The 12,126-nt window shown below is 66.5% G+C and carries 8 protein-coding genes; 5 read left to right on the forward strand and 3 right to left on the reverse strand.

Annotated elements, in window-relative coordinates; all coding sequences use genetic code 11:
• Positions 1–62 precede the first annotated feature (62 nt).
• Entirely contained in the window at positions 63–1,613 is a 1,551-nt protein-coding gene (locus E5790_RS21670; RefSeq protein ID WP_014647012.1) for a BCCT family transporter, read from the reverse strand.
• Between the two features lie 168 nt (positions 1,614–1,781).
• Here E5790_RS21670 and betI point away from each other — a divergent pair, with 168 nt between their 5' ends.
• From betI to E5790_RS21695, 5 genes are all read left to right on the forward strand, one after another.
• Positions 1,782–2,372 (forward strand): transcriptional regulator BetI, encoded by a 591-nt coding sequence (gene betI / locus E5790_RS21675; protein WP_014647011.1) that lies wholly within the window; start codon positions 1,782–1,784, stop codon positions 2,370–2,372.
• Positions 2,373–2,410: 38 nt separating this feature from the next.
• Positions 2,411–3,883, forward strand: coding sequence for a betaine-aldehyde dehydrogenase (betB, locus tag E5790_RS21680; protein ID WP_014647010.1), 1,473 nt, complete (start codon positions 2,411–2,413; stop codon positions 3,881–3,883).
• 101 nt (positions 3,884–3,984) lie between these two features.
• Positions 3,985–5,667 (forward strand): choline dehydrogenase, encoded by a 1,683-nt coding sequence (gene betA, locus E5790_RS21685; RefSeq protein WP_014647009.1) that lies wholly within the window; start codon positions 3,985–3,987, stop codon positions 5,665–5,667.
• A 221-nt stretch (positions 5,668–5,888) separates the two neighbouring features.
• Positions 5,889–7,565 (forward strand): long-chain fatty acid--CoA ligase, encoded by a 1,677-nt coding sequence (locus tag E5790_RS21690; RefSeq protein ID WP_014647008.1) that lies wholly within the window; start codon positions 5,889–5,891, stop codon positions 7,563–7,565.
• Positions 7,566–7,726: 161 nt separating this feature from the next.
• Positions 7,727–8,599, forward strand: coding sequence for a crotonase/enoyl-CoA hydratase family protein (locus tag E5790_RS21695; RefSeq protein WP_014647007.1), 873 nt, complete (start codon positions 7,727–7,729; stop codon positions 8,597–8,599).
• A gap of 70 nt (positions 8,600–8,669) precedes the next feature.
• Here E5790_RS21695 and E5790_RS21700 read toward each other — a convergent pair whose 3' ends face one another.
• Together E5790_RS21700 and E5790_RS21705 are read right to left on the reverse strand one after the other, a co-directional pair.
• Positions 8,670–10,847 carry a response regulator gene (locus E5790_RS21700; protein ID WP_111206960.1) on the reverse strand — a complete coding sequence of 726 codons (2,178 nt, stop codon included), beginning with the start codon at positions 10,845–10,847 and terminating at the stop codon, positions 8,670–8,672.
• A complete protein-coding gene (locus tag E5790_RS21705; RefSeq protein WP_032959453.1) occupies positions 10,844–11,989 on the reverse strand; it encodes a two-component system response regulator in 1,146 nt (381 codons plus the stop codon). Before E5790_RS21705 ends, E5790_RS21700 begins: the two co-directional genes overlap by 4 nt.
• Between the last annotated feature and the right edge of the window lie 137 nt (positions 11,990–12,126).

Here is a 12,126-nt window from a genome sequence, read left to right on the forward strand (position 1 = left end):
CCTGCGCTCGGCTGCTTCTGCGCCAACAGCAGCCGAGCATGGGCTCGGCTCTACAGACGCGCTCAGCGGCGGGGTGCGTCCGGGTCGGTGCGCAGCGCCTTCAGCAGGCCCCACATGTAGAACGCCAGGGTGAACGAGAACGGCAGGCCACACAGCACCACCGCCGTCTGCATCGCACTGAAATTGCCGGCCAGCAGCAGGCCGACGCTGGCCACGGTAATGCCGGCCGCCCAGAACACGCGCAGCCAGATCGGCGCGTCATGGCCGTCTTCCACACCATCGTCAACGCGACGGGTGCACAGGTTGGCGATCATCAGCGTGCCCGAGTCGACCGGGGTCAGGAACAGCACGAAGCCGATCACCACCGCCGCACCGGCAACGTACGGCGCGCCGGGCAGGTATTCCAGCAGCTTGAACAGCGTCATCGCCGCATCGTGCTGGGCCACCTCACCCAGGATCGCCTGGCCGTGGTTGAGCACCAGGTCGATGGCGGTGTTGCCGAAGATCGACAGCCAGGCCAGGGTGAAGCCGAGCGGGATCAGCAGCACGCCCATGATCACTTCGCGGATGGTGCGGCCGCGCGAGATGCGCGCCACGAAAAGGCCGACGAACGGCGCCCAGGCGATCCACCAGGCCCAGTAGAACAGCGTCCACGAGCCCATCCACTCACGGCCCTTCGGGTCGTTGAGGTACATGTCGAAGCTCTTGCGCACGAACGCGCCAAGGTAATCGCCGGTGTTCTGGATCAGGCCGTCGAACAGGTGCAGGGTCGGGCCGGTGACCAGCACGAACAGCAGCAGGCCACACAGCAGGCGCACGTTGAGGTTGGACAGCCAGGCAATGCCCTTTTCCACACCGGCGACCACGCCGATGGTGGCCACCACCATCATCACCAGCACGATGGCCACCAGCACCTGCGGCGTATCCGGGATGTGGAACAGGTAGACCAGGCCGGACTGCACCACCAGCGCGCCGATGCCGAGGTTGGTCACCATCGAGATCAGCGTGGCCAGGATGCCGAAACCATCGACCATGTCGCCGATGCGGCCGTGGATGCGCTCACCGAAGATCGGGTACAGGGCCGAGCGCAGCGCCAGCGGCAGGTCGCGGCGGTACGCGAAGTAGCCCAGCGCCACGCCGACCAGCGCGTACAGCGCCCAGCCGTGCAGGCCCCAGTGCAGGAAGGTCAGCACCATCGCTTCGCGGCCGGCGGCCACGGTCCCGCCGGGTTGCCCGGGCGGATGCAGGAAATGGTCCAGCGGCTCGTAGGCACCGTAGTACAGCAGCGCGATGCCGATGCCGGCCGAGAACAGCATCGAGACCCAGGCAACGTAGCCAAACGCCGGTGACTCCTCGTTGTGGCCCAGGCGGATGCGGCCATACGGCGAGAACGCCAGCCACAGCACGAAGCCCAGGCACAGCACGATCAGCAGCATGTACCACCAGCCGAACGCGGCCGACACCTCGGCCTGCGCCCATTGCAGCCAGTGCTCGCTGCCTTCGGGATAGAGAACGGTGAGCAGCCCGAGGATGCCGATCGACACCGAGGAGCTGAGAAAGACAAAACGGTTCAAGCGCAGGGGCGAACGCTTGGGATGAGCCAGGGAAGACATGGGATCGTCTCATCAGTCCGGGGGAGCACATGGGCGGGGCCGGACCGGTAAACCGGGCCCATGGCGTGGGGCGCGAGCGCATCCTAGGGTTTATTGATTGAACGTTCAATCAATAAAAAGCATAATGGCGGGCAGCCGATCCTTCGGGTCGCAATCCGTGGAGAGACAATGCCGAAGAAAGGCGTGGAACCGGTACGGCGCGAACAGCTGATCCGGGCCACTTTCCAGACCATCGACGAGATCGGCATGGCCGACGCGACCGTCGCCACCATCGCGAAGAAGGCAGGGCTGTCCAGCGGCATCGTCGCCCACTACTTTGGCGACAAGGACGGCCTGCTCAATGCTGCAATGCGGCAGATCCTGCGCGAACTGAAGGACGCCGTCGCCCGCTACCGCGCCGAGGCCAGCGATGACCCCCGCGAGCAGTTGCGTGCCATCGTCGATGGCAACTTCGACGACAGCCAGATCAACGGTACGGCAATGCGCGTCTGGCTCACGTTCTGGGCCGCCAGCATGCACCAGCCGGAACTGGCCCGGCTGCAGCGCGCCAACGACCAGCGCCTGTTCTCCAACCTGTGCCACCAGTTCAACCGCCTGCTGCCCCACCCGCAGGCCCGCCTGGCCGCCCGTGGCCTGGCCGCGATGATCGACGGCCTGTGGCTGCGTGGCAGCCTGGTCGGCGGCCAGTTCAACGCCGACAAGTCGCGGCGCATCGCCTACGGCTACATCGACTTCCAGTTGCAGGCTGCCGCGCTATAAGCGCTTCAGCACCCGCCCCCTTCCAAGGAGTACGCCCCATGACCACCCTGCCCGTCCAACAGCTCTACATCCACGGCCAGCGCGTCGATGCCACCAGCGGCAAGACCTTCAAGACCGTCAACCCGGCCACCGGTGAGGTGATCGCCGAAGTGCAGGTTGCCAGCCAGGCCGACGTCGAGCGCGCCGTGCAGAGCGCGGCCGAAGGCCAGAAGGTGTGGGCCGCGATGACGGCCATGGAGCGCTCGCGCATCCTGCGCCGCGCCGTCGAGCTCCTGCGCGAGCGCAACGACGAACTGGCCCACCTGGAAACCCTGGACACCGGCAAGGCGCTGGCCGAGACCACCACCGTGGACATCGTCACCGGCGCCGACGTGGTCGAGTACTACGCTGGCCTGGCCACCGCCATCGAAGGCATCCAGCTGCCGCTGCGCGAATCGAGCTTCTTCTACACCCGCCGCGAACCGCTGGGCGTGGTGGCCGGCATCGGCGCCTGGAACTACCCGATCCAGATCGCCATGTGGAAGTCGGCCCCGGCCCTGGCCGCCGGCAATGCGATGGTGTTCAAGCCGTCCGAAGTGACCCCGTTGACCGCGATCCGGCTGGCCGAGATCTACACCGAAGCCGGCGTGCCGGCCGGCGTGTTCAACGTCGTGCAGGGCCCGGGCCGCGAGATCGGGCAGTGGCTGACCGAGCACCCGGTGATCGAGAAGATTTCCTTCACCGGCGGCGTCGCCACCGGCAAGAAGGTCATGGCCAGCGCGGCGTCCTCGTCGCTGAAGGAAGTGACCATGGAGCTGGGCGGCAAGTCGCCGCTGGTGATCTGCGATGACGCCGATCTGGACCGCGCCGCCGACATCGCGGTGATGGCCAACTTCTTCAGCTCCGGCCAGGTCTGCACCAACGGCACTCGCGTGTTCGTGCCGCGCAGCATGCTGGCCGCGTTCGAGGCCGCCGTTGTCGAGCGCGTCAAGCGCATCCGCATCGGCGACCCGATGGCCGCCGAGACCAACTTCGGCCCGCTGACCAGCTTCCCGCACATGGAAAACGTGCTGCGCTACATCGAAAGCGGCAAGGCCGAAGGCGCCCGCCTGCTGACCGGCGGCGGCCGTGCCACCGAAGGCGCGCTGGCCAATGGCGCGTACGTGCTGCCGACCGTGTTCTCCGACTGCCGCGATGACATGACGATTGTCCGGGAAGAGATCTTCGGGCCGGTGATGAGCATCCTCGCCTACGACGACGAAGACGAAGTGGTGCGTCGTGCCAACGACACCACCTTCGGCCTCGCCGCCGGCGTGGTCAGCAAGGACGTCAGCCGCGCCCACCGCATCATCCACCGCCTGGAAGCCGGCATCTGCTGGATCAACACCTGGGGCGAATCGCCGGCCGAAATGCCCGTCGGTGGCTACAAGGAATCCGGCGTCGGCCGCGAGAACGGCATCTCGACCCTCGGCCACTACACCCGCATCAAGTCGGTGCAGGTCGAGCTGGGCGACTACGCCAGCGTGTTCTGACCGGCGCGCCGCCAGCACGCCCCATCGTCCGGCCACCGCGCCGATCCGACATCCCGCCGGGACGCCTGCATGCAGCGCGCCCCGGCCTGCAGGAGACACCCATGAGCACCCACAACGAGTACGACTACATCATCATCGGCGCCGGTTCGGCCGGCAACGTGCTGGCTACCCGCCTCACCGAAGATGCCGATGTCAGCGTGCTGCTGCTGGAAGCCGGTGGCCCGGACTACCGGCTCGACTTCCGTACCCAGATGCCGGCGGCACTGGCCTTCCCACTGCAGGGCAAGCGCTACAACTGGGCGTACAAGACCGATCCGGAGCCCTTCATGAACAACCGCCGCATGGACTGCGGCCGCGGCAAGGGCCTGGGCGGCTCGTCGCTGATCAACGGCATGTGCTACATCCGCGGCAACGCGATGGACTATGACAACTGGGCCAGCATGCCGGGCCTGGAAGACTGGACCTACCTGGACTGCCTGCCCTACTTCCGCAAGGCCGAAACCCGTGATATCGGCCCCAATGACTACCACGGTGGCGACGGCCCGCTGCGCGTTACCACGCCGAAGGCCGGCAACAACGAGCTGTTCGCTGCGATGGTCGAAGCCGGCGTGCAGGCCGGCTACCCGCGCACCGACGACCTCAACGGCTACCAGCAGGAAGGTTTCGGCCCGATGGACCGCACGGTGACCCCGAAGGGCCGTCGTTCCAGCACCGCCCGCGGCTACCTGGACCTGGCCAAGCCGCGCCCGAACCTGACCATCGTCACCCACGCGCTGACCGACCGCATCCTGTTCTCGGGCAAGCGCGCCGTGGGCGTGCAGTGGCTGCACAGCGACCAGCCGCAGCGCGCCACCGCCCGCCGCGAAGTGCTGCTGTGCGGCGGCGCCATCGCCTCGCCGCAGATCCTGCAGCGCTCGGGCGTCGGCCCGGCCGACCTGCTGCGCAGCCTGGACATCGACCTGGTGCACCACCTGCCGGGCGTCGGCGCCAACCTGCAGGACCACCTTGAGATGTACCTGCAGTACGAGTGCAAGAAGCCGGTGTCGCTGGCGCCGGCACTGAAGCTGTACAACCAGCCGGCGATCGGTGCCGAGTGGCTGTTCCTGGGCACCGGCATCGGCGCCAGCAACCAGTTCGAGGCCGGTGGCTTCATCCGCAGCGACGCCGAATTCGACTGGCCGAACCTGCAGTACCACTTCCTGCCGGTGGCGATCAATTACAACGGCTCCAACCCGATCAAGGCGCACAGCTTCCAGATGCACGTCGGTTCGATGCGCTCACCCAGCCGCGGCCGCATCCACGTGCGCTCGAAGGACCCGCGCGAACATCCGAGCATCCTGTTCAACTACATGTCGCACGACCAGGACTGGCGCGAGTTCCGTGCGGCGATCCGCATCACCCGCGAGATCTTCGCGCAGCCGGCGCTGGCCCCGTACAGCGGCCGCGAGATCTCGCCGGGAAGCGCGCTGCAGACCGACGCGCAGATCGATGCGTTCGTGCGCGAGCACGCCGAGACTGCCTATCACCCGTCGTGCTCGAACAAGATGGGCCATGCCGACGATCCGATGGCGGTGGTCGATGGCCAAGGCCGCGTACACGGGCTGGAAGGCCTGCGCATCGTCGATGCCTCGATCATGCCGCAGGTGGTGACCGGCAACCTCAACGCGCCGACCATCATGATGGCCGAGAAGCTGGCCGACGTGATCCGCGGCCGCACCCCGCTCGCCCGTAGCACCGCGCCGTACTACAAGGCCAACGGCGCACCCGTTCGCAAGCAGGGTTGACGCAGCCGGCCCGCTTGGGGCCACGGTAGTGCCGGCCGCTGGCCGGCATCCATCGTATGGTCCGTCCAGCGCAGATGCCGGCCAGCGGCCGGCACTACCCAGCAAGGAGGCTCTTCGGGGCCTCTTCGCGTTTTCCCTACGGCGGGGTATGCTGCAATGACCGGCCGTTGTCGATACGCTCAGGGCCGGACCTAATACATCACGATTCCTGGAGGGGGAATATGAGTCTGGATCGTCCCTGGCTGCAGAGCTATCCGAAAGGCGTTCCCGCCGAGATCGACGTCAACGAGTTCCATTCGGTAGCTTCGGTCTTCGACGCTTCCGTCGCGAAATTCCGCGACCGTCCCGCCTACTCCAGCTTCGGCAAGGTCCTCACCTACGGCGAGACCGACGCGCTGGTCGAACAGTTCGCGGCCTACCTGCTCGGTGAGCTCAAGCTCAAGAAGGGTGACCGCGTCGCCCTGATGATGCCCAACTGCCTGCAGTACCCGGTGGCCACCTTCGGCGTGCTGCGCGCCGGCCTGACCGTGGTCAACGTCAACCCGCTGTACACCGCCCGCGAGCTCAAGCACCAGCTGGTCGATGCCGGCGTGACCGCGCTGGTGGTGGTCGACAACTTCGGCGACACCGTCGAGCAGGTCATCGCCGATACGCCGGTCAAGCATGTGGTCACCACCGGCCTGGGCGACCTGCTCGGCGCCAAGGGCGTGATCGTCAACTTCGTGCTGAAGTACATCAAGAAGATGGTGCCCAACTACCATCTCAAGGGCGCGGTGCGCTTCCGCCAGGCGCTCAAGCTCGGCAGCCGCCACAGCCTGCCCAAGGTCGAGATCGACCACGACGACATCGCGTTCCTGCAGTACACCGGCGGCACCACCGGCGTGGCCAAGGGCGCGATGCTGACCAACCGCAACCTGATCGCCAACATGCAGCAGGCCTCGGCCTGGATCAGTGCGTCCGGCATCGAGATGGGCAAGGAGTGGATCATCACCGCCCTGCCGCTGTACCACATCTTCGCGCTGACCGCGAACGGGCTGGTCTTCATGAAGTTCGGTGGCTGCAATCACCTGATCACCAACCCGCGCGACATGAAGGGCTTCGTCAAGGAGCTCAAGTCGGTGCGTTTCACCGCCATCACCGGCGTCAACACGCTGTTCAACGGCCTGCTCAACACCCCCGGTTTCGACACGGTCGACTTCTCCTCGCTGAAGGTCACCCTGGGCGGCGGCATGGCGGTGCAGCGCGCCGTCGCCGAGCGCTGGAAGAAGGTCACCGGCGTGACCCTGGTCGAGGCCTATGGCCTGACTGAGACCTCGCCGGCAGCCTGCATCAACCCGCTTACCCTGACCGAGTACAACGGCTCGATCGGCCTGCCGATCCCCTCCACCGATGCCTGCATCAAGGATGACAACAGTGCCATCCTGCCGCTGGGCGAGGTCGGCGAGCTCTGCATCAAGGGCCCGCAGGTGATGAAGGGCTACTGGCAGCGCCCGGAGGAAACGGCCAAGGCCATCGACGCGGACGGCTGGCTGCATACCGGCGACATGGCCAAGATGGACGAACACGGCTTCTTCTACATCGTCGACCGCAAGAAGGACATGATCCTGGTGTCCGGCTTCAACGTGTACCCGAACGAAGTCGAGGACGTGATCGCGATGATGCCGGGCGTGCTGGAAGTGGCCGCGGTCGGCGTCCCGGACGACAAGTCCGGCGAGGTGGTGAAGGTGGTCATCGTGAAGAAGGACCCGAACCTGACCGCCGAAATGGTCAAGGAGCATGCCCGGGCCAACCTGACCGGCTACAAGCACCCCAAAATCGTTGAATTCCGAAAGGAGCTGCCGAAGACCAACGTCGGCAAGATCCTCCGTCGCGAACTCCGCGATACGCCCGCCCAGTAAGGGTTTGCGGCAATCTGGACAGTGCAGGGCCCGGGGCGGAAACGTCCCGGGCCCTTTCGCATGCGACGCCGCTGAGGCGGTGTAGCATCGCCGCGTGTGTGGACCGTTCGGCCCGCCGGCCACCCACCTGACACTGCGGGCCGCATGCCGAGGACCCTTCCATGAGTACCATCGAAAAGCTGCCTTCAAGCGGCTCACCGTTCGCCACCATCCGTACCGAAGACAGCGCCGACGGCGCTGCCCACTGGCTGTTCATGCACGCCGATGCCGCCACCGGGATCCGTCCCTGCTGCCGCAAGGACATGCTCGACGAAATGTGGAGCTACATGGCGGCCATCACCCGCAGCCCTGCCGAACGCCACAACGGGACATTGCGGCATTTCGTGCTGGCCTCCGATGCCGTCGCCTACAATCTGGGCGGCGACCTGGACCTGTTCACCCGCCTGATCCGCGAAGGCAACCGCGACCTCCTGCTGAATTACGCCCAGCGCTGCGTGGAGGGCGTGCACCACCTGCATACCGGGTTCGGTGGCGATGTCCGTTCGATCGCGCTGATCCAGGGTGACGCCCTCGGCGGCGGCCTGGAAATGGCCCTGGCCTGCCACACCATCGTCGCCGAGGAAGGCAGCGGACTGGGCCTGCCGGAGGTGCTGTTCGGCCTGTTCCCGGGCATGGGTGCGTACTCCTTCCTGTGCCGGCGCGTGTCCCCCCACCTGGCCGAGAAGATCATCCTCGACGGCCGGGTCTACAGTGCCGAGGAGATGCATGCCATGGGCGTGGTCGACGTGCTGGTGAAGAAGGGCGAAGGCCGGGCGGCGGTCGAGGAACTGATCCGCCAGCAGCAGCGCACGCCGCAGTCCTATCTGGCGATGAATGCCGCACGCGCCATCGCCCAGCCGGTCAGCTACGACGAACTGCTGGAGATCACCAAGGTATGGGTCGATTCCGCCCTTGCACTCGGCGACCGCTCGCTGCGCACCATGGATCGCCTGATCAAGGCCCAGACCCGTCGCGCCAGTCTCGACGCGGCCTGATTCCTCCCCTCCCCCAGGATGGGTTCAAGCCCGGCTGGCCACCGGGCTTTTTTTGGGTCCACGCCACGCCTCAGCGCGCTTCACCATCATCGGCGGCGCCGCGCATGCGGCGTTCGGCCCGCGCGTCCAGCGCGCGCCGGCCTTCCTTGATCGCCTCCTGCAGGATGCCCAGGCGCTGACGCCATTCGGTCTTGAGCTGCCAGTCGGCCATCCGCATCAGCTCGCCGGCACGGTTGGACGCGCGCATCAGGCCGAGGTTGCTGGCCACGCCCTTGATCGCGTGGGATTGTTCGCGGAACACATCCCACTGCGTAGCCTCGCCGGCCTGCTCGGCCTTGCCCATGCAGCTCGCCACGTCCTCCAGGCACTGGCGGATGAACTCACGTTCGAAGCCCTCGCCCATGCCCAGCGAAGCCAGTTCGTCCAGCACGCTGCTGTCGAGCACGCCATCCTGCAGCGGCGCCGCCGGTCGCACCACCGGTGCGGCCATGGTCTTCAGCTGGGCATTGCTGGCGATCTCGGCCAGCGTATCGAGCAGGCGCACCGCAACGACGGGCTTGGCCAGGAAGGCATGTGCGCCGGCCTGGGTACAGCGCTGGATCGCCTCGGGCGTTACATCCGCACTGAGTACCAGTACCGGCGTGCGCGGACCGCCGCCGGCCTGCATCACCCGCAGTTCCTTGAGCATGTCCAGCCCGCTCATGCCCGGCATGTGCAGATCGACGATGACCGCGTCGAACTCGCTGTCGGCCAACGCATCCAGCACCGCCTCACCGCCGTCCACGCACAGCACGCGATGGCCGGCCTTCTGCAGCAGGCGCTGCAGGACCATGCGGTTGGCCTCGTGGTCGTCGGCCACCAGGATCTGCATGCTGCGCACGCGGGCGCGATGGCGCAGGAACGGATCGGCAAAAGCGATCACGTTGCCGCCCGGGCCCGCGTCTTCGTCGCCGCTCAGGCTCGGCACCGCGCCCGGCACCTGCGGCTGCGGCGGCGCGAACGGCAGCTCGACCCAGAAGTGGCTGCCGCGCGGCGGGTATTCCAGATAGCCGATGTCACCGTCCATCGCCTCGACCAGGCCTTTGGCGATGGTCGTGCCCAGCCCCGTCCCCTCGTGGCGGCGCGCCATGCTGACATCGGCCTGCTCGAACGCGTCGAACAGCCGTGCACGCATGGCAGGTGGCACGCCGATGCCGGTGTCGAGGATGTCGAAGCGCAACCGCACCGCCCCGCTGGCATCGGCCTGCACCACGCCGACACGTATCTCGACCCGGCCATGGTCGGTGAACTTGACCGCGTTGCCGGCCAGGTTCAGCAGGATCTGCCGCAGGTGCCCGACATCGCCGCGCACGCGTGGCGGCACACCATCGGCCACCTTCACCCGGTAATCCAGCCGTTTGGCCTTGGCCTGTGGCAACAGGATCAGACCGATCGCCTGGATCACGTCGGCCACGGCGAAGTCCTCGGCCACCACGCGCAGCTTGCCGGCCTCGATGGCCGAGATGTCCAGCACTTCCTCCACCAGTGCCAGCAGGCTGCGCGAGGACGCCTGGATGGTGTTGAGGCACTCGCGCTGCTCGTCATCCAGGCGCGTGGTGGCCAGCACTTCGGTCATGCCGTTGAGACCGTTCAACGGCGTGCGGAACTCATGGCTCATGTTGGCCAGGAACCGGCTCTTGGCCTCGCTGGCGCGGCGCGCCTCGGCCATCGCTTCGGTCAGCTGCCGCAGCAATGTCGAGAAGTACAGCGGCACCGCTGCCAGGCCCAGCCAGAGGCCAATGGCCAGGCGGAAATTCTGTTGCCAGTAAGGCGTCAGCATCACGGTGCAGCCGAAGCTCACCATCGCCATGGCCACCGCCACGTACAGATAGTGGTTGCCAAAGCGCATGCCATTGCCGACCGTCACCCACATCACCACGATGTAGACCCAGGCCAGCGGCTCACCCATCTGCACCATGCCGGCAGCAATGAGGCCGTAGTCAGCCAGCATGCCCAGCACGCGGCGGGGATCGGAACGCGCCGGCCGCCACAGCAGCCAGCCGAACAGCAACAGTGACAGGCTCAGGCCGGTCAGCACGATCGCCAGCACACCGACGTACTGGGTGTGCGGCAGATCGTGGCGCGGTGCCGGCAACAGTACGTAGGCCAGGATCAGGCTGATCAGCACGATGCGGACGATCTGCTGGCCGTGCTCGCTGTCCTGGCGCTGGGACAGGCGCAGCCGCAGCTGCGACAACAGGCGTTTCACGCGCCCAGCCCCGGGCGCGCGGACGCCATCGAATGCTCGGCGCAGATCTGGTCGAGCTGTTCGCGGCCGCGCAGCAGCGCGTCCACGCATCGGGGATCGAATAGGCGGCCACGCTGGGCGTAGAGATAAGCCAGAGTGGCTTCCATGGTCCATGCTTCCTTGTACGGACGGGGCGAAATCAGGGCGTCGAAGACATCGGCGACGGCCACGATGCGCGCTTCCAGCGGAATCGCGTCGCCGACCAGCCCATCGGGATAGCCACTGCCGTCGTAGCGCTCATGATGACGCAGTGCGATCAACGCGCCAACCTGGATGAAGCGATTCTGGCTGCCGCTCAGCAGTTCATGGCCAATCCGCGGGTGCCGGCGCATGATCGCCAGTTCTTCCTCGTTGAGCTTGCCCTGCTTGAGCAGCACCGCATCGGGAATGGCGATCTTGCCCATGTCATGCAGCGGCGCAGCCATTTCGATCAGGCGCACCTCCTCTTCGGGCAGCCCGAGCTGTTCGGCGATCAGTCCGGCCACGCGCGCCATGCGCTCCAGGTAGGCGCTGGTGCCGGCATCACGGAACTCGATCGCGCGTGCCAGCCGCGACAGCGTCTCGCGCTCGCGCTCTTCGACCTCATGCATGCTCGCCAGCAGGCGCTGCTCCAGCGACAGCGCCCGCTGCTTCACGTTCTCGGTCTGCTGGCGCAGCTGCAGCAGGTTGTAGCAGCGCGCCCGCAGCTCGCGCGGGCGGATCGGCTTGACCAGAAAGTCGATGACGCCTGCTTCCAGTGCCGCTTGCCGGATCGGCTCGTCACCGACCACGGTGATCAGGATCACCGGAATGTCACGGTGCTTGGGCAGGCGACGGAAACGACGGGCGAATTCCAGCCCATCCATCTCCGGCATGCGGTAATCGAGCAGCAGCAGGTCGACCGGATGGGCTTCGCACCAGGCCAATGCGGTCAGCGGGTCTCCGAAGTCATACACGCTCAGTTCCGGCGCGATGTCTTCGATGACGTGACGCAGCATCGTCCGGGCCGAAGTCTGGTCGTCAACGATGACGATGTTCAACGCGTACTCTGCCTGGTTTCTCGACCACGCTGGATCATCAGCAGGCGAGGATACTCTGCCGCTGCGAACGCTCGCACCCTGCATCGGCCTGACTCCCGTGTCATGCGTCCCGATTCATGATCGTCATCACAATGTGAAGCGGACTCCCCACACCGTGCCCTCCCCCTGGCGCCGATCAAGCCATAACAGGCGTCAAGGTAGTGCAATTACGATACGCCGAG

This window comes from Stenotrophomonas sp. PAMC25021 (assembly GCF_004795795.1).
In the GTDB taxonomy this organism is placed as follows: domain Bacteria; phylum Pseudomonadota; class Gammaproteobacteria; order Xanthomonadales; family Xanthomonadaceae; genus Stenotrophomonas; species Stenotrophomonas muris.